13 protein-coding genes are annotated in these 18,465 nt (G+C 59.6%); 6 read left to right on the top strand and 7 right to left on the bottom strand.

Features of this window, described 5'->3' with window-relative positions:
• Window positions 1–9: 9 nt before the first annotated feature.
• From putA to putP, 3 genes are all read left to right on the top strand, one after another.
• Window positions 10–3,159: a bifunctional proline dehydrogenase/L-glutamate gamma-semialdehyde dehydrogenase PutA gene (gene putA, locus KTN04_RS03075; protein WP_217333748.1), complete on the top strand. Its 3,150-nt coding sequence runs from the start codon at window positions 10–12 to the stop codon at window positions 3,157–3,159.
• A 2-nt stretch (window positions 3,160–3,161) separates the two neighbouring features.
• On the top strand, window positions 3,162–3,863 hold the full coding sequence (locus KTN04_RS03070; RefSeq protein WP_217333747.1) for a hypothetical protein: 702 nt from the start codon (window positions 3,162–3,164) through the stop codon (window positions 3,861–3,863).
• A 121-nt stretch (window positions 3,864–3,984) separates the two neighbouring features.
• Complete coding sequence (gene putP / locus KTN04_RS03065; protein ID WP_217333746.1) at window positions 3,985–5,475, top strand: sodium/proline symporter PutP; 1,491 nt, start codon at window positions 3,985–3,987, stop codon at window positions 5,473–5,475.
• A 71-nt stretch (window positions 5,476–5,546) separates the two neighbouring features.
• Here the strand turns inward: putP and KTN04_RS03060 are convergent, their stop codons facing one another.
• Entirely contained in the window at window positions 5,547–6,209 is a 663-nt protein-coding gene (locus KTN04_RS03060) for a DUF4214 domain-containing protein (RefSeq protein ID WP_217333745.1), read from the bottom strand.
• A 188-nt stretch (window positions 6,210–6,397) separates the two neighbouring features.
• Between KTN04_RS03060 and KTN04_RS03055 the strand changes: the two genes are divergently transcribed.
• Window positions 6,398–8,752 (top strand): 5'-nucleotidase C-terminal domain-containing protein, encoded by a 2,355-nt coding sequence (locus KTN04_RS03055; protein WP_217333744.1) that lies wholly within the window; start codon window positions 6,398–6,400, stop codon window positions 8,750–8,752.
• Between the two features lie 64 nt (window positions 8,753–8,816).
• On the opposite strand, the gene KTN04_RS03050 is transcribed toward KTN04_RS03055, so the two are convergent.
• From KTN04_RS03050 to KTN04_RS03030, 5 genes are read right to left on the bottom strand one after another with little or no spacing between them, the layout of a single operon-like run.
• A complete protein-coding gene (locus KTN04_RS03050; protein ID WP_217333743.1) occupies window positions 8,817–9,113 on the bottom strand; it encodes a hypothetical protein in 297 nt (98 codons plus the stop codon).
• Window positions 9,110–10,231: a glycosyltransferase gene (locus KTN04_RS03045; protein ID WP_217333742.1), complete on the bottom strand. Its 1,122-nt coding sequence runs from the start codon at window positions 10,229–10,231 to the stop codon at window positions 9,110–9,112. Before KTN04_RS03045 ends, KTN04_RS03050 begins: the two co-directional genes overlap by 4 nt.
• Window positions 10,232–10,236: 5 nt before the next feature.
• Window positions 10,237–11,616 (bottom strand): TolC family outer membrane protein, encoded by a 1,380-nt coding sequence (locus KTN04_RS03040; protein ID WP_217333741.1) that lies wholly within the window; start codon window positions 11,614–11,616, stop codon window positions 10,237–10,239.
• A 4-nt stretch (window positions 11,617–11,620) separates the two neighbouring features.
• Entirely contained in the window at window positions 11,621–12,946 is a 1,326-nt protein-coding gene (locus KTN04_RS03035) for an HlyD family type I secretion periplasmic adaptor subunit (RefSeq protein ID WP_217333740.1), read from the bottom strand.
• A 14-nt stretch (window positions 12,947–12,960) separates the two neighbouring features.
• The gene (locus tag KTN04_RS03030) at window positions 12,961–14,667 is read right to left on the bottom strand and encodes a type I secretion system permease/ATPase (RefSeq protein ID WP_217333739.1); all 1,707 of its coding nucleotides are present in this window, start codon (window positions 14,665–14,667) and stop codon (window positions 12,961–12,963) included.
• A gap of 242 nt (window positions 14,668–14,909) precedes the next feature.
• Between KTN04_RS03030 and KTN04_RS03025 the strand changes: the two genes are divergently transcribed.
• Both KTN04_RS03025 and KTN04_RS03020 read left to right on the top strand, forming a co-directional pair.
• Window positions 14,910–16,331, top strand: coding sequence for a mannose-1-phosphate guanylyltransferase/mannose-6-phosphate isomerase (locus KTN04_RS03025; RefSeq protein ID WP_217333738.1), 1,422 nt, complete (start codon window positions 14,910–14,912; stop codon window positions 16,329–16,331).
• Window positions 16,328–17,494, top strand: a complete 1,167-nt coding sequence (locus KTN04_RS03020; protein WP_217333737.1) for a glycosyltransferase family 4 protein — start codon at window positions 16,328–16,330, stop codon at window positions 17,492–17,494. The genes KTN04_RS03025 and KTN04_RS03020 overlap by 4 nt, the downstream gene beginning before the upstream one ends.
• On the opposite strand, the gene KTN04_RS03015 is transcribed toward KTN04_RS03020, so the two are convergent.
• Window positions 17,485–18,462: a GDP-mannose 4,6-dehydratase gene (locus KTN04_RS03015; protein ID WP_217333736.1), complete on the bottom strand. Its 978-nt coding sequence runs from the start codon at window positions 18,460–18,462 to the stop codon at window positions 17,485–17,487. The genes KTN04_RS03020 and KTN04_RS03015 overlap by 10 nt on opposite strands.
• Window positions 18,463–18,465: the final 3 nt, after the last annotated feature.

Here is an 18,465-nt window from a genome sequence, read left to right as displayed (position 1 = left end):
GAAAAGTCTATGTTCAAAGCGATCGATGCACTGCATCCGGGATTGATCGAGCAGCCGCTGACGGCGCTCTGGGAGCAGATCTCCCCGCTTTACGCCATTGACGAGAGCCGCTGGCTCAGGGAACTGATGGCACTGGCAGAACCGAATGGCGAGCAGATCCGTGCCGCCGAAAGCTGCGCCACACGCCTGATCGAACAGGTGCGCGCCGATGATGGCGCCATCCACATGATCGACGCCCTGCTGCTGGAATACAGTCTGGATACCCGCGAAGGCATCCTGCTGATGTGTCTGGCCGAAGCGCTGATGCGTATCCCCGATGCCGATACCGCCGACGCCCTGATCCGCGACAAGCTCAGCGTCGCTGACTGGAAGAGCCACCTGAAAAATTCCGACTCTCTGCTGGTCAACGCCTCTACCTGGGGCCTGTTGCTGACCGGCAAGGTTGTCACCATGGATGAACGTGAGGACGGCACTCCGTCCGGCGTCATCAATCGCCTGGTCAACCGCCTGGGCGAACCCATGATCCGCCGCGTCATGCAGCAAGCGATGAAAATCATGGGACACCAGTTTGTGCTGGGACGCGACATCAATGAAGCGATGAAGCGCGGCAGCGACTCCCGCCAGAAGGGCTATACCTACTCCTTTGACATGCTCGGCGAAGCGGCGCTGACCCGTACCGATGCTGCCAAGTACTTCGACGATTACAGCCGTGCCATCCACTTTGTCGGCAACTTCCGCGACAAGAAGGCCAAGGGCCCCAAGCCCAGCGTGTCCATCAAGCTGTCCGCCCTGCACCCGCGCTATGAGCCGGGCCAGGAGGAGCAGGTCATGGAGCAGCTGTTCGAAACCGTACTCAAGCTGATCCGTCAGGCCCGCGCACTGGACGTCGCCATCACCATCGATGCCGAAGAAGCCGACCGCCTGGAGTTGTCACTGCAGCTGTTCCAGAAATTGTACCAGCACCCGGATTGCAAGGGCTGGGGCGGTTTCGGCCTGGTGGTTCAGGCGTATTCCAAGCGTGCCCTGCCAGTCCTGATCTGGCTGGCCGCCCTGGCTCGCACCCAGGGTGACATTATCCCGCTGCGTCTGGTCAAGGGCGCCTACTGGGACTCCGAGATCAAGCTGTGCCAGCAGAAGGGGCTGGACGGCTACCCCGTGTTTACCCGCAAGGAAGCCACCGATGTGGCCTACCTGGCTTGTGCCCGCTTCCTGCTCAGCAACCATGTGAAGGGGCTGATCTGGCCGCAGTTTGCCAGTCATAACGCGCACACGGTGGCCACTATCATGACCGAAGCGCAGCACGACCAGTTTGAATTCCAGCGTCTGCACGGTATGGGCGATGCCCTCTATGACCGCGTCCTGGAACAGGCCGGCGTGGCCGTACGCATCTATGCACCGGTCGGCAACCACAAGGACCTGTTGCCCTATCTGGTGCGCCGCCTGTTGGAAAACGGTGCCAACAGCTCGTTCGTACACCGACTGGTCGACGCCCGCTGCCCGATCAGCGACCTGATCGAGCATCCCTGGCTGACCCTGAGCAAACGCAACCCGCTGCACAACCCGCACATCCCCCTGCCCCGCGACATCTACGGCAGCCAGCGCCGCAATTCCGGTGGCCCGAACATCGATATCGCCTGCGAATGGGGTCCGTTCAGTGCCAAGGTCAACCAGTGGCTGGAGCATCAGTGGCTGGGCGGTCCGATTATCAATGGCCAGCGCCTCGACACCGAGCTGCGCATCGACGTCAAAGCGCCCTATGATCAGCGTCACCTGACCGGCCACATGCATTTCGCCAATGCCGAGCTGGTGGCCCAGGCGGTACAGGTCGCACATGACGGCTTCGCCGACTGGCATGCCACGCCGGTCGGCATCCGTACCCAGGCCCTGATGCGCCTGGCCGACCTGCTGGAAGACAATCTGGAAGAGCTGGTCGCACTGTGTCATCAGGAAGCAGGCAAGACCATTCAGGATGGCATTGATGAAGTGCGTGAAGCGGTCGACTTCTGCCGCTACTACGCCCTCCAGGCCAACGACCTGTTCAGCGCACCGCTCAACCGTACCCTGGCCGACGGCCAGAGCCACAGCCTGATTCGCGACGGCCGCGGCGTCTTCGTCTGCATCAGCCCGTGGAACTTCCCGCTGGCGATCTTCCTGGGCCAGGTGACGGCCGCACTGGCGGCAGGCAATACGGTGGTAGCCAAGCCGGCCGAGCAGACCAGTCTGATCGCCTGCCGTGCGGTGGAACTGATGTTGGACGCCGGGGTACCCGGCAGTGCCATTCAGCTGCTGCCCGGCCGCGGTGCCGATGTGGGCGCGCCGCTGACCGCCGATGCCCGCATTGCCGGCGTGGCTTTCACCGGCTCCACCGAAACCGCACGCCTGATCAACCGCACCCTGGCTGCACGCGACTGTGCACCAGTGCCGCTGATCGCCGAAACCGGTGGTCAGAACGCCATGATCATCGATTCCACCTCGCTGCCGGAACAGGTGGTGCAGGATGCCGTGCAGTCCGCTTTTGCCTCGGCCGGCCAGCGTTGTTCGGCCCTGCGTGTACTCTGCGTGCAGACTGATATTGCCGACCGCATCATCGATCTGCTCAAGGGCGCCATGGCCGAGCTGAACACCGGCAACCCCTGTCTGCACAGTACCGATGTGGGTCCGGTGATCGACCGTGCCGCCCAGCAGAACCTGCTGCAGTATGTCGAGCAAATGAAGAACACCAGCACCCTGCTGGCGCAGACCGAACTGCATGCAGACGCGGCCCAGGGCACGTTCGTACCGCCTACCGCCTTCGAGATCGACTCCATTGAGCGTCTCGGCCGCGAACAGTTCGGCCCGATCATGCACCTGGTGCGCTACCAGGCCCGGGACCTGGACACGCTGATCGACCAGATCAACCGCTGCGGCTACGGCCTTACACTGGGTATTCATACCCGCAACGAGGGCACGGCGGCGCATATCGAGTCACGTGCTCGCGTGGGCAACACCTACATCAACCGCAACCAGGTCGGTGCCACTGTGGGCGTTCAGCCCTTTGGCGGCCAGGGCCTGTCCGGTACCGGTCCCAAGGCCGGCGGCCCGCACTACCTGCTGCGCTTTACCAAATTAAGCTGCACTCAGCTGGGCGGCACTCAGATTTCAGACAAGGTGGAGGGATAAGCATGTACCACGCTGATACTCAGGACATTCAGGCCGCGGCGGTCTGGGAAGCCTGGAACCGTCGCGGCTTTGCCGATCGCTGCCGCCTGTTGGCCACAGCGGTCGACCACCTGCCGGCCCATGCCGAAGCGGCGCTGACCGAGCGCCTGGCACGTCAGATTCTGGCCGATGCCCTGCCGTTGGGCGAGACGCTGGAAATGCCGGGGCCGACCGGTGAGTCCAACGAACTCTATCTGACCGGTCGCGGCGTGGCGCTGGTATTGGGCACCGCCGACAGCACCGAAACACTGGTGGCCTGTCAGCTGATCGCGGCACTGGCCTGCGGCAATGCCGTCATTCTGCAGTGGCCCGGACAGGAACGCTGGCTGACCGCACTGGTCGAGGCGCTGTACACGGCCGGTGTTCCCCGTGCCATGCTCGCGCTCGACAGCAGCACCGCACCGGCGGAGCTGTTTGGCCTGGCCGATCTGCGCGTGGTGGTGACCAGCTGTACACCGGATCAGGAGATCGCGCTCAACCGCACCCTGGCACAATATGACGGCGTACTGCTGCAGCTGGTCGCGGAAACCGATATCCAGCACTGCCCGCTGCTGACAAGCCCCGACTTTCTGCTGCGACTGGTGACGGAGAAGACCCGCACCATCAACACCACGGCCGTGGGCGGCAATGCGACCCTGCTGGAGCTGGGCAGTCGCACCGTCTAACATATCCGGATGCGGTCTGCGGGCCGCCATCCGCTGTCGACCTGCCCGGCCTATTCAAGCCACGGGCACGGAGCAGGCGCACAATAACAGACCCTCAACGGGCTGCTGAGAGGCTTTTTGCATGATTGAAAACAACTATGCTGTATACGGCACCTTTGTCGTTTACCTCATCATGATGCTGGCGATCGGGGTGATCGCCTATCAACGTACCGCCAATTCATCGGACTACTTCCTGGGTGGCCGTTCACTGGGTCCTTGGCCGGCGGCACTGTCAGCCGGTGCCTCCGACATGTCCGGCTGGCTGCTGCTGGGCCTGCCTGGCTACGCCTTCGGTTCCGGTATGGAAGCAATCTGGCTCGCTGGCGGCCTGCTGCTGGGCACCTGGGGCAACTGGATGTTTACTGCCAAGCGCCTGCGTACCTACAGTATCGAAGCCGGTGACGCACTGACGCTGCCGGAGTACTTTGCCAACCGCTTCCGCGACAACTCGCGTCTGCTGCAAGTCATCTCCGCTTTCTTCATCCTGCTGTTCTTCCTGTTCTATACCAGCTCCGGCCTGGTGGCTGGCGGCAAGCTGTTCGAAACCGTGTTCGGCCTCGAATACACCACGGCCCTGATGATCGGCACCGTCTGCATCGTGTCCTATACCCTGTTCGGTGGCTTCCTGGCGGTCTCCTGGACCGACCTGGTTCAGGGCCTGCTGATGGCTGCCGCTCTGCTGATCGTACCCATCGCCGCCATTCAGGCTGATGGCGGCTTCGGCACCATGTGGAGCGCCATTGAAGCGAAAAACCCGGAACTGCTGACCATCTTCAACAACGTGAACGGTGAACCTCTGGGGTTCATCGCCATCGTTTCGCTGGCCGCCTGGGGTCTGGGCTACTTCGGACAGCCGCACATCCTGGCACGCTTTGCCGCCTGCCGCAGCAATGATGAAATCCCCACCGCACGCCGTATTGCCGTGGGCTGGAGCGGCCTGTCCATGATCGGCGCCATGCTGGTCGGTCTGGCCGGGATGATGTTCGTGGAAACCCAGATGGGCGGACAACTGGAAGACGGCGAAACCATCTTCATGCTGCTGGTCAACGCCATTTTCCACCCAGTGATCGCCGGTATCCTGCTGGCGGCGATCCTGGCGGCTATCATGAGCACGGCCGATTCCCAGCTGCTGGTGTCCTCATCCGCACTGGCGGAAGACTTCTACAAGCAGCTGCTGCGCAAGAACGCCTCCCAGAAAGAGATCGTCATGGTGGGCCGCCTGGCCGTGATCGGCCTGTCGATCATCGCCATGGTGCTGGCCTTCGATCCGGACAGCACAGTGCTGGGGCTGGTGTCCTACGCCTGGGCCGGCTTCGGTGCCGCCTTCGGCCCGGCGCTGCTGATCAGCCTGTACTGGAAGAACATGACCCGCAACGGCGCCCTGGCCGGTATCATCGTCGGTGCCGTGACCGTCGTGGTCTGGAAGCAGCTGTCCGGTGGCATCTACGACATGTACGAGATCGTGCCCGGTATCATCTTTGCGACCATCGCCATTTTCGCGGTCTCCATGATGGGGCGTGCACCGTCCAAGGAGATACATGAACAGCACCAGCGCATGCTGGACAAGTTGTAATCGACGCGGAAGGCCCGGCTCTCTGCCGGGTCTTCCGCCCTCCGTACGCGGATCCTGGATCGCTTGTTGCCTCACCCTATCAACAGATCGGCCATCGGTAACGTCAGCGCATTTCCCTGCAGAAACACCTGTACCTCCTCCGCTGACTCGGCAATGAATTCTTCTGACTGCACAAAGCCAAGCACCACATCCTGACGCGATTGCTGTCCGCTTTCCAACTGCCAAGTCCACCAGTTCTGGCCATCGGCATCCGCCTCACGAGACAGAATATTGTCATACAGGCGAGTGACGAATGCAGCATCCTCTAATCCGGCATAGTCACGCTGAAACTCGGCACTGCGGAGAAAATGATCAGCAACCTGCTCGTACGACATTCCCATGTCGATACGGCCGCTCCAATGATTGAAGCCGGCAGCATCTGGCGTACGATCAAACACCGACAGATACAGACGGACCAAAGCGGCATCATCCTGCCGTGACTGCTCCTCGGTCTGAGCCCCCGGCAGGCTATGGTATTCAGCCACTTCCGCATAAATGCCATCGCCCCGATCACGGTAGATCGACGTTTCGATATAGCCATCATCCCGTTCAGTCTTGACCACTTCCTGGCCATCCAGGTTGTATGCTTCATCCTGATCGATGGTGTCGCGTTCCCAACGCCCATCATCCCACTCGTAGACCGCAACAATTTCACCGCTTTGAATGTCAAAACGTTTCAGATCCAATGACGACATTTTGCCTCCCGCACCACATGTGTTTGTGTCAGTGTAGTCTAGACAGGGCGCCTGAAACCAAACTTAAAAAAGCCCGCATCCACGCACACTGAGTCTCACGCATGTCGTCTGTCTGTCACATGGCTTTAAACTCTGCGGTGGAATATGGGAATAGATTCAGTCCCCCATATACTGACAAGAGGCTCCCGATGTCCAACTACACCCTTCAGATCCTGCATGCATCCGACATGGAAGGTGGCGGCGGTGACCTGCGCAATGCGCCTGCCTTCGTATCCATTGTCGACTACCTGGAAGACCAGGCCGCCAACTCGCTGTTCCTATCCAGCGGCGACCTGATACTGCCGGGCCCCTTCATGTCAGCCGCCGGTGACCGTGGCCTTCGTGATGCCATTCAGCAGGCCAATGAAACACTGCTAGGGCTGGCGCCGGGCACATTAAGCAATCTGCGCGAAGGCGCGGGGCGCATCGATTTGACCCTGGCCCACCTGCTGGAAACCGATGCCATTACCCTTGGCAATCATGAGTTTGACCAGGGTACCAATGCGCTTGCCGGGCTGATTGGTACCGATATCCGCTCCGATGATCTCGATGGCGTGCGCTGGCTCGGTGCCCAATTCCCCTACCTGAGCGCCAACCTCGACCTGTCCGGTGACGATAACCTGTCCGGGCTGTTCAGCGGCGTGATTATGCGTCAGGAGGCGTTTGCATCCTCCATTGACGATCTCGACGCCGCCGCAGCCGCGCCCAAGATTGCACCGGCCACGATTATCGAAGAAGGCGGTGAACGCATCGGCGTCATCGGAGCAACGACCCAGATTCTTGAAAGCATCACCAGCACCGGCGGCGTACAGGTCGAAGGCACCGACCGCAACGACATGGCACTGCTGGCTCAGCAGCTGCAGGTGTATATCGATCAGCTGCGCGATCAGGGCATCAACAAGATCATCCTGATGTCACATCTGCAGCAGATCGCCCTTGAAAAAGAGTTGGCGGGCCTGCTGGATGGCGTCGACATCATCATGGCAGGCGGCTCCAATGCCCTGCTGGCGGATGCCGACGAGACACTGTTTCCGGGCACGGGCCAGCAGCCCTATGAGGCCTACCCGATTCTGACCAAGGATGCCTCCGGCAAGGATGTGGTGCTGATCAATACCGATGGCGGCTGGCGCTATGTCGGCCAGTTGAATGTCGAGTTTGATGCTGAGGGCAATATCATTGCCGACAGCATCAATGATGCGACCTCCACCATACACGCCGCCACCGATGCGGTCGCCGCCAATCTCTGGGGCAGCATGGACGCGGCCTATGCAGAAGGCAGCAAGGGTGACATCGCGCAGGACCTGGTGGACGCCGTGGACAGCCTGGTCACGTCCAAGGACGGTATCACCTACGGCCGCACCGATGTCTATCTACAAGGGGAGCGTGCCTTTGTTCGCACCGAAGAAACCAACTTGGGCAACCTGACCGCTGATGCCAACCTCTGGTATGCACGCCAGGCCGATGAGGGTGTCATGGTGTCGATCAAGAACGGCGGCGGCATTCGTGAGCCGATCGGCACGACCTTTGCCACTGGCGCCGACGGTGATTATGAACTGCGCCCACCTCAGGGCAACCCGGATGCCGGCAAGGCCGCAGGCGAGATCTCACAGCTGGACATTGAGTCCTCTCTGCGTTTCAACAACGACCTCAGCATCCTGACCCTGACCCGTGCCCAGCTGCTGGCCGTGATCGAACATGCCGTGGCCGCCTCCAATGAAAACAGCACACCCGGTCAGTTCGCTCAGGTGGCCGGTATTCACTACAGCTTTGACTGGAACCGTGCGCCCGGTGATCGCATTCAAAGTGCAGCCATCGTCGATGACAATGGGCAGGTTGTGGATATACTGGTGGTCAATGGCGCGTTGGTCGGCGACTACGCCGCCCCGGTAAAGGTCGTGACGCTGGGCTTCATGGCGGATGGCGGGGATGGCTATCCGTTCGGAGAATTCCTGAGCCTGGATGCCGCCGCCATCGCACGGATCGATCTGATGGAGGCCAACCTGGATGAAGGCACAGCCACCGCCGCCGCTGCCGGAACCGAACAGGACGCACTGGCTGAATACATGCAGCATGCCTTTGATGCCCAGCAGGCTTTCGCCCAGCCCGACACCGACAAAAGCGAAGACCAACGCATCCAGAACCTGGCCTTCAAAAGCGATGAGGTGCTGGCCGATAACATCGATGCCGTCATCCGACTTTACGATACGTTGTTCGACCGCGATGCTGACACTGAAGGTCTGGCCTATTGGCATGCGCAACTGCAGCAAGGCATTGGCCTGAACGACGTCACCTCGGCATTCCTGGCATCGGACGAGTACCAGCAACTGTTTGCGGCCGACACTGACACCCACACATGGATTGATACCCTGTATCAACATGCACTGGGGCGCCGTGCTGAAACGGCGGCCCTGGAATACTGGTCGAGCCGCGTGGACGAGAACGGCGCCGTGGATGTCATCACGGCCATTTCCGAATCCCGGGAGCATATTGACCTGCTGCTGTGAATACTAATCCAGTTCCTGGGCACGACACCGGCGCCCAAGCACCGGTGTCATCCTCTATTGGCTGTCAAGCCACCAACGACTGCCACAGCGAGGCCAGCAGCCATGCACCGGGCAGTGCGCCTATAATCCCCAGCACATTGGCGGCCATGTCGATCCAGCAAAACCCGCTGCCCCAGAAATGGTCCCAGATTTCTTTCAACAAACCGATCAGCAGCACCAGGGTGACGGCTGCTGCCAACGGCACCCAGGGCGCTGCCAGCAGCAACAATACAAAGCTGTACCCGAAATGCTGACGCTTGTCTTCTTCACGATAATGGCGCCAAAAGCGCCGGGACGCGCGCGTCCACAAAGGCACCATCATACGTCCGACCGTAACAGCTGCTGGTAAAGCTCCAGATAACGCGCCGACATGCGCCCTGTCGTAAAGTGCTCACAGAAACGTTGATAGGCCGCCTGCCCCATGGCGTCTCGTTTCTCGGCGTCATCCCAGAGTACCTGCATGGCACGGCCCAGAGCATGGGCGTCCGCAGGGGGGACCACCAGGCCGGTCACGCCATGCGCGTTGACATAACTGGTACCGGTGCCGATTTCACAGGTAATCAGCGGCAAGTGCATCATTTGCGCTTCCAACAGGCTGATGCCGAACGCTTCAGAGCGCAAATGCGACGGAAACACGAAAGCACCCGCCAGGGACAGTAGTGCCACCTTGTCCACCTCATCGACCACGCCCGCGAAGTGGATATGCTCGGCGCCGGCCGCCTGCGCCTTCAATTCGGCTGCCATCTGGCCATCCCCGGCGATGACCACTGGCAACCCTGTGTGCAGTGCCGCCTGCACCAGCCAGGTCAACCCCTTGTAATAACGCAAGGCCCCCAGGAACAAAAAGAACCCTTCGCCATACCGCTCCCGATAATGGGCCTGGCGGGGCAACGACAGTGCCGGATAATGCGACTCGCAAATCCCCAGTGGGATCACGGCAGGGGGATCAAGCTGCTGCAGTATCGGGCTGCTGTCCACATAGTTGGGAGACGTGGCGACGACACGGTCAACCCGGCGCAGAAAGCACTGCGCCAAGGGGCGATACAACCGTCCGAACAACTTCTGGCGTACAACGTCACTGTGGTAGGTCACCAGTGCCGGCGGCATACGACGCCCGATCCCGCCCAACAGGTACAACAGATCCTGTAGCGGAAAAGGAAAATGCAGGTGCAGCAGGTCGGCCCAGTCAAGCAACTGAAAGAACCGTTTCAGATAGGCAGGCCCCACCGGCATGGAGGCCAGCTGGAACCACATGGGACAGAAGAAAACTTCCGCGCCGCAGTCCCAACGCTCAATGCGAACGTGGTGCTCCCGCGTGAACACCAGTATTCGGTGCTGCACGCCCTGTGCGGCCGTACCTCGGGATAGGTTGGCAATAAAAACGCCGACCCCGCCGATATCTTCCGGCGGGGCTGACTTGTACAGATGCAATATGTTCAAAGGGACTAACCGGCAGCCTCAACGGCTGCATACTTGACTTCGTGCATGTCCAGCAGCGTATTGATCTGCTGCACGTCGTCCTCTGACAGATTGCCGCTCCAGCGCTTGAGAACCACGTAACTCAACAGGAAGCTGTACTGTGCTTCCAGCAGGTCGCGTTCGGCACTGTACTGCTCACGAGCCCGGTCCAGCACATCAACGGCGTTATTGATACCATAGGAGAAACTCTTCTCCGCCGCCTCGCGTGCCTTGGTGGCAGACTGCAGCGCCACCTTACCGGCCTGTACCTTGGCCAGAGCCGACTCGGCATTCATGTAGGCCGTGCGCACTTCCTTGAGCACCTGACGGCGCACGGTTTCCAGCTCCTGCCGCGCAATCAGCATGCTTTCATAAGCCGCATCCGAGCGCGCGCTGGTTGAGCCGCCCGAGAAAATCGGGATTTGAATCTGCAGCGCCGCCACATTCGATTCTGTTCGCGGTGACGGCGAGTTTTCGTTGCCGATGTTGCTCTTCTGGCTGGATAGCTGCATGCTGATTTTCGGCATGTGTCCGCCCTGGGCTTCCTTGCGTGCCGCGCGCTGTGCATCCACGGATGCCAGCTTGGACTGGATCAGCGGACTGTTCGCCAGCGCCAGGTCACGCCAGTGTTCAAAGCTTTCCAGTTCAAAGGCTTGCGCAAGCTTGGGCTGCGCCACCAGACGCTCCAGCTGCTCGTAGACCGGACGACCGATGACCTCCGCCAGGGCTTCGCGCGTTACCCAGATGTTGTTGCGTGCCTCGATCTCGTCCGAACGCAGGCGGTCCAGACGTGCTTCGACTTCCAGCTTGTCAGTAATGGGCGCCAGCTGCCGTTCAAACAGCGAACGTACCCGCTCAAGGTTGCGCTCAACAGAGCGCTTTTCGGCTTGAATCAGCTCCAGGCTATCCTGCGCCGCCAGTACGTCGAAGTAACGCTGCACCAGGTCGGCCGTCGCGCCCTGAATATCGTGCTCCCCCTGCTCGGCATACTGCTGGCTCAACGCCCGCGAGCGCTGGTAACTTTGCCACACCGGCGAATCGTACAGCACCTGGGACATGGAGACGGAGTAACGCTCGCCGCCATAGTAGGTTTCATAGGCACCGGAAATATAGTTGGTGCGGGTCAGTCGACTGTCGGCATTCACCTGAGGCAACAGCCGGCCCAGGGCTTCGCGCTCCTGATACTCGGCACGGCGCGCGGCCGCTTCAGCCGTCAGTATGCGGGGGTCCTGCTCCTGGGCCTGCTGATACAGCAACCATAGATCGGATGGCGCCGGCTCAACATCGGCCGCTTCGTCAGCTACAGCCGGCCCGGCCGCCAGCAGCGCCAGCGAGCAATAGCCGATCAGGCGGGTAATCCTGCGCATGTCATCAGTCCTCTATCAGTGAGCGGGCAAAGGCATTCGTGGCTGGCTGTACCAGATACTCCAGCAGGGTACGCTCACCGGTATTCACCAACACTTCAGCCGGCATACCGGGCACCAGTACCAGATCACCCAGGTCCTTGCGTCCGGTTTCGGTCAGTTCGACCCGCGCCAGGTAATACGGCGCGCCGGTTTCTTCGTTGGTCAGACGGTCAGCCGAAATATGCTCGACGCGACCTTCGATCACCGGCGTGGTGGCTGACTTGAAGGCGCTGAAACGTATGTCGGCCAGCTTGCCGGCGCTGACACGGTCAATATCAATCGGTGACACCTGCGCTTCCACCACCAGATCGGAGGCAGCCGGCACAATATCCAGAATCGGCGCGCCGGACTGTACCACCCCGCCCACGGTATGCACCTTCATGCCCAGCACCATGCCGGCTTCCGGCGCACGAATCACCGTGCGCTCCACCCGGTCGATCAACGCACGTTCACGCTCGCGCAGGTCAAACAGAGTGGACTGTACTTCGGACAGCTGGTTCACCACTTCGGTATGAAAATCCTTTTTAAGCTGCAGAGCACTCAAGCGGGTTTCACCTTGCTTCATCTTCGCCTGAGCGATGGACGAACGATGGTCCGCCATATCGCCTTCCAGCTCGGAAACGCGACGTTCGAAGTCACGCAGACGCTGCTTGTCGACGAAACCATCACTCAGCAGTTCGGTCAGCTCGGTGATCTCTTCCTCGTAGGACGTCATCAACTCGCCCTTACTGCGAATGACCGCTTCCAGACCACGAATCTGCTCGCCAATCTGAGTCATGCGCTGCTCCAGTACCTCGATCTCGCCCAGGTGAGAGTTCATGCGCGCCTCGAAGACCTGCTTCTCACTCTGCACGGACTCCGCCACGCGCTCGTCGGTCACATTGAAGCTGTCGGGAAAGCGGATCTGTTCAAGCTGATCACGCTCGGCCTTCAACCGCGATTCCAGCGCCTGTGCCGCGATCAGCTGGCCACGGACAATGCCCAGTTCAGCCTGTGCCTGGGTATCATCCAGCACCAGGAGCACATCACCGGTCTCGACTTGGTCACCATCGCGCACATGGATTTCTTCCACGATGCCGCCTTCAAGGTGCTGAATGGTCTTGCGATAGGTTTTGACCGTCACCACACCCGGCGCCAGCGCAGCGCTGTCCAGCGGCGCGACAGCGGCCCAGGTGCCGAACATGCCAAAGGTGACAAACAGGATCAGCAGCCCGATCAACCGGGGTTTCTTGTCCGATACATCCAGCTCGAACTGGCCTTCTCGAATGGCTTTCAGTGTTTCTGCACTCATTTTTCAACCTATCCTCAAGCCGGTTTCGCTGCAGGCGCAGCGCGGGATGCCTTGTTCAACTCTGCCAGCACCTGGTCACGCGGCCCGAACATGGCCAGTGCCCCATCTCGCATCACCATCAGCTTTTCCACCTGGGACAGGACACTGGCCCGGTGCGTGATAATGAACACCGTGGCGCCCGTTTCCTTCAAATTCTTCAACGCCACCGCCAGCGCCGCTTCGCCCTGATCATCCAGGTTGGAGTTGGGTTCATCCAGCACGATCAGCTTGGGCTTGCCGTAAATGGCACGTGCCAGACCGATCCGCTGACGCTGTCCGCCCGACAACGCACCGCCGGTCGCGCCAATCACCGTATCGTAGCCTTCCGGCAAACGCAGGATCATTTCGTGGACACCGGCCATCTGTGCGGCACGCACCACTTCCTGAGCATCGACCTCGCCAAAGCGCGCAATGTTCTCGCTGATGGTGCCTTCAAAGAGTTCAATATCCTGCGGCAGGTAGCCGATATGCGGCCCGAGTTCATCCCGCTTCCAGGTGAAGATATCGGCGCCATCCAGGCGCATTTTGCCCCCCAGTGTGGGCCAGATCCCCAAAATGGCGCGTGCCAGGGTCGACTTGCCGGCAGCACTGGGGCCGATCACGCCGACCATGTCGCCCGGATCGACCTGAAAGCTGACCCCCTTGACCACCGGCGTTTTCGTGCCCGGCGGCGCCACCATCACGTTCTCGGCGCTCAGTGCGCCCTTGGGCGCCGGCAGGGACATGCGGTCGGGCTCTTCACCCACCTGGGCCAGAATTTCATTCAAGCGCTGGTATTGTGAACGGGCACTGACAAACTGTTTCCAGACCCCGATCATTTGGTCGATGGGCGCCAGTGCGCGACCCAGCAGGATTGAACCGGCGATCATCAGACCCGGCGAGATCTCCTGCTGAATGGCCAGGTAGGCACCCAGGCCCAGTACCAGTGACTGCACGATCAAGCGCGTGGTCTTGGAGACGGAGGTCAGGATACCGGCACGGTCACTGGCAATGCCCTGTAGCGCCAACACCTTGCGATTCTTTTCCTGCCAGCGGTCACGGATGCGCCCCAGCATCCCCATGGACTCAACCACCTCGGCATTGCGCAGGTTCTTGTTGGTGAACTGGGTCGCACCCATGTTTTCCTTGTTGGCCTCGGCCAGCATCTTGCCGGTCACCTTCTCGTTGATGACCGCCAGCGTTGCCAGGATGATGACGCTGATAATCGCCACGATACCGAACCAGGGGTGGAACATGAACATGATACCGATGTAGATCGGCACCCAGGGCGCATCGAAGAAAGCGAACAAACCGTTACCGGTCAAGAATTGGCGCAAGCCCGTCAGATCATTCAGTGGCTGGGCGTTGGCCTGCATCCCGCCGGAATACAGCGCCTGCTTGAAGCTGGCATCATACAGGCGGCTGCCCAGCAGGGTGTCGATGCGAGTACTGGCACGCACCATGATGCGCGAGCGTACCCACTCCAAGGCCCCCATGGTCCCCATCATCAGCAGCATGACCAGCGTCAGCATCACCAGGGTGGGCACGCTGCCGCTGGTCACGACGCGGTCATAGACCTGCAACATGTAAAATGCCGGTACCAGCATCAACAAATTGATAAACATGCTGAACAGGCCAACACTGAAGAAGCTGGAACGGCAGGCATGCAACACCGCTTCCAGATCAGTGCGTTTCTTTTCCATGGGGCACTCCAAATTTCATAGGCAGGAAAGCGAACATTATAGGACCGTATATGGGGCTGGCCCCAACCGTTTTCAACGCTCAGACCCCGCTCGTACCAACGACCACATATTTGGCGCGCATACTAACACACCACCGACCTGCCCCAATACCCCAGCACATTATCCGACCAAGGTAGACTAAAACCCGGCCATAACCGATAATACAGGGTTGGCACATCCCTTGATTTCAGGAATATCATTTTATGTTCACACCGGTCATCATGGCTGGCGGCAGCGGCAGTCGTCTCTGGCCGCTGTCACGTCAAAGCTCACCCAAGCAATTTCTTGACCTGGACGGGTCGGGTTCCAGCTTATTGCAGCAGACGCTGACACGCCTCAATGGATTGGACCATGCAGCACCGGTGATTGTCAGTAACGACAGTTACCGTTTTCTGGTGGCTGAACAGTTGCGTCAGGCGGATGTTACATCGCTGGCGACAGTATTGGAGCCTTGCTCACGCAATACGGCACCGGCCATTGCGCTGGCGGCACTGTCCCTGCTGCAACAGGGCGGCGATACAGTCATGCTGGTACTGGCCTCCGACCACCAGTTCACGCGCCCGCACGAGCTACATCAGGCCATCATGCAGGGCCTGCCTCTGGCTGAACAGGGCAAACTGGTCACCTTCGGCATTACGCCCACACGTGCCGAGACCGGCTATGGCTACATCAAAACGGGCGCTTCTCTGAGCGACAGTGCCTTCCGTATCGCCGAGTTTGCCGAAAAACCGGACGCCGCAACCGCCCAGGCGTTTCTGGAAGGCGGCCAGCACCTGTGGAACAGCGGCATGTTCATGTTCCGCGCCTCGATTTACCTGCAGGAACTGGAGCAGCACGACCCGGAAATGCTCAATCACTGCAAGGCCGCCCTGGCATCCGGCACTCAGGACCCAGACTTCATCCGTCCGGATACCGAGCTGTTCAGCCTGTGCCCGGACAACTCCATCGACTATGCCGTGATGGAAAAAACCGATAACGCCTGCGTAGTGGCCATGGATGCCGGCTGGAGCGATATCGGCAGCTGGCAGTCACTCTGGGATGTCAGCGAACGCGACCAGGACAACAATGTCACCCTGGGCGATACCTACCTGCACGAAACACGCAACTCGCTGGTACAGGCGCACCATCGTCATGTCGCCACCATTGGCCTGGACAATCATATCGTGGTCGAAACCAAGGACGCCGTGCTGGTCGCCCAAAAGGACGACTCGCAAAAGGTCAAGGAAGTGGTGCAGTACCTCAAGGCGAACCAGCGCTCCGAGTACTCCAACCATAGCCACACCGTCCGCCCCTGGGGCGATTTTGATACCATTGACGAAGGCCATCGCTACCAGGTCAAGCGCATCACCGTACAACCAGGACAGCAGCTGTCGCTGCAGCTGCATTACCACCGCGCCGAACACTGGATTGTGGTGTCGGGCACCGCACTGGTGGTCTGTGGCGACGAGGAAAAAATCCTCACCGAAAACCAGTCCACCTATATTCCCGTGGGCGAAAAGCATCGTCTCAGCAACCCCGGCAAGGTGCCGCTGGAAGTAATCGAAGTCCAGTCCGGCAACTATCTGGGCGAGGACGACATTGTTCGTTTCACAGACGTTTACGGTCGCTGCCCGGGCAAGGCATGAAGGTCGTCGTCAACATCAGCGCCCTTACACCACCGCTTACCGGTATAGGGCGCTACACCTACCACATGCTTAAAGGACTGCTGAACCACCCGGGAGTGTCCGATATCCAAGGCATATCCCCAAGCGGCCTTCATGACAGAGCCACAATAGAGACGCGACTGCAACAGCTGGACAGTATTTCTTCATCAGCCCCGAGCAAAGGCTTACGTCAACTCTTTGCCAAAGTTCCAGGCGCACGGCTTGGATGGCGCCTGCTTGGCTATATTCAAGCACTCAGGTACCGACGCCAATTGACTGGCTGGGTCTACTGGGAGCCGGGATTCTCGCTGCTGCCGCTACAGTGCCCCAGCGTCGCCACACTCTACGACCTGTCCCACATGAGACACCCTGATTACCACCCCGGACACAGGGTGAAGCTTTTGAGCCGGACCATTCCCCACACACTGGCCCGTGCAAGCCGCATCCTGACCATATCGGAGTTTACCCGATCAGAGCTGCATGCATTGTTGAGCCCCAAGCAGCCTGTCGATATAGCTCACCCGGGTATTGATAGCGTTTTCTTTGATGTGACTCAGGCGGATATTGAACGCTGCCGGGGCCGGCACTGCTTGCCTGAACAGTTCATTCTGTCTTTGGGAACACTTGAACCCAGAAAGAACCTTACAGGCCTGATACAAGCCTTTCGCGACTTGCCCGAAACACTGCGCTCGCAATACCCACTGGTAATTGCTGGCGCAAAAGGCTGGCGTGACAGTTCAATCAATAGCGCCATTGCGGAGCTGACCGAACAAGGAGAGGCATTGGTACTGGGCTATGTAGATCAACACGATATCCCGGCACTGTATGCAGCCGCAAGCTTGACCGCATACGTCTCACATTACGAAGGGTTTGGCATGCCTGTTGCTGAATCAATGGCCGCTGGCACAGCCGTACTGACTTCGAACGTCACCTCCATGCCTGAAGTTGCAGCCGGTAACGCAATTACGGCAAACCCAGGCGATACGCGAGACATTACCGCAAAATTGAAAATGCTGCTGAGCACTCCTGAACTGCGAGAGCAACTCGCCGCTGCAGGCCGCATTCGCGCACGCGATTTCACCTGGGTACAGGCCACCGATACCTTGGCCGGTAGCCTGGGGGCATGCAAGTCCCATCATCGGTAAAGCTTGCGTCGCCAATCATCCAGAACATCCCGCAACGCATCACGCAGGCTTGTTGCTGGCCGCCATCCGGTGCGATCCGAGAGATAACTGTAACTGCCACAGACCCTGGCAATATCACTTTTTCGCATCCGCCCCGGATCCTGCTGCACGTTGATTTCAGCGACAGAAAGGCCGACTAACTCATCCAGCATGTCCGAAATTCTGACCGATCCTCCAGAGCAGATATTGACTGCCGCTCCATTATCGATAGCGGATTGCTGTTTAATCAGTGCGATGTATGCATCCACCACGTCAGACACATGCAGAAAATCACGCTCTGCCGTCAAGTCACCCACCTGCAGGGTTTGCTTGCCCCCCATTTCAATCTCTACAATTTGACGCGCAAAAGATGACACAACAAAGCCATCGGCTTGCCCGGCACCAATATGATTGAAGGGGCGCGCCCTGATTACCTTGACACTTGATGTGCAGGACAGCTGATAAGCCGCGAGATCAGCAGCCGCTTTACTGGCCGCATAAGGATTCAAAGGCAATAATGGCGTGCTTTCATCAACAGGATCAGGGGAATGAAAGCTCCCCCCGTACATATCGGCAGACCCGATTTGCAGTAACAACACCGGTTGTACAAGCCTGTCCAGTGCCTGAAAAAGATTACGCGCGCCGCCAAGATTGATATCCCAGGTTAGATCAGGCTGCTCAAAACTGAACGGCACATTAGACTGTGCGGCCAAATGCACCACTACTCCAGGTGCAACCTGCCGGATCAAGTTATCGACTGCGGCATGGTCACATATATCAAGCTCATGCCATACGCACCCGGCATTATCATCCGGGCGCGGCCGGGTTCGGGCCGTTGCGTGAATGCTTCTCTCAGGAAAGGCACGCTCCAGGGCGGCAAGCAAGTGGGCACCAACAAAGCCGGTACCACCTGTCACCAGTACAGGCATCTGCGTCATTCTGGTACCCATCAT

This window comes from Marinobacterium weihaiense, assembly GCF_019061305.1.
Taxonomy (GTDB): Bacteria; Pseudomonadota; Gammaproteobacteria; order Pseudomonadales; family Balneatricaceae; genus Marinobacterium; species Marinobacterium weihaiense.
The sequence above is the reverse complement of the archived record's forward strand: the minus strand, read 5'-3'. Positions and strand labels throughout refer to the sequence as shown.

Coding starts and splice junctions, on each gene's coding strand:
- KTN04_RS03025 (WP_217333738.1), top strand. CDS start 14,910: ATGTTCACACCGGTCATCATGGCTGGCGGCAGCGGCAGTCGTCTCTGG.
- KTN04_RS03020 (WP_217333737.1), top strand. CDS start 16,328: ATGAAGGTCGTCGTCAACATCAGCGCCCTTACACCACCGCTTACCGGT.
- KTN04_RS03055 (WP_217333744.1), top strand. CDS start 6,398: ATGTCCAACTACACCCTTCAGATCCTGCATGCATCCGACATGGAAGGT.
- KTN04_RS03050 (WP_217333743.1), bottom strand. CDS start 9,113: ATGATGGTGCCTTTGTGGACGCGCGCGTCCCGGCGCTTTTGGCGCCAT.
- KTN04_RS03035 (WP_217333740.1), bottom strand. CDS start 12,946: ATGAGTGCAGAAACACTGAAAGCCATTCGAGAAGGCCAGTTCGAGCTG.
- KTN04_RS03060 (WP_217333745.1), bottom strand. CDS start 6,209: ATGTCGTCATTGGATCTGAAACGTTTTGACATTCAAAGCGGTGAAATT.
- KTN04_RS03070 (WP_217333747.1), top strand. CDS start 3,162: ATGTACCACGCTGATACTCAGGACATTCAGGCCGCGGCGGTCTGGGAA.
- KTN04_RS03040 (WP_217333741.1), bottom strand. CDS start 11,616: ATGCGCAGGATTACCCGCCTGATCGGCTATTGCTCGCTGGCGCTGCTG.
- putP (WP_217333746.1), top strand. CDS start 3,985: ATGATTGAAAACAACTATGCTGTATACGGCACCTTTGTCGTTTACCTC.
- putA (WP_217333748.1), top strand. CDS start 10: ATGTTCAAAGCGATCGATGCACTGCATCCGGGATTGATCGAGCAGCCG.
- KTN04_RS03030 (WP_217333739.1), bottom strand. CDS start 14,667: ATGGAAAAGAAACGCACTGATCTGGAAGCGGTGTTGCATGCCTGCCGT.
- KTN04_RS03015 (WP_217333736.1), bottom strand. CDS start 18,462: ATGGGTACCAGAATGACGCAGATGCCTGTACTGGTGACAGGTGGTACC.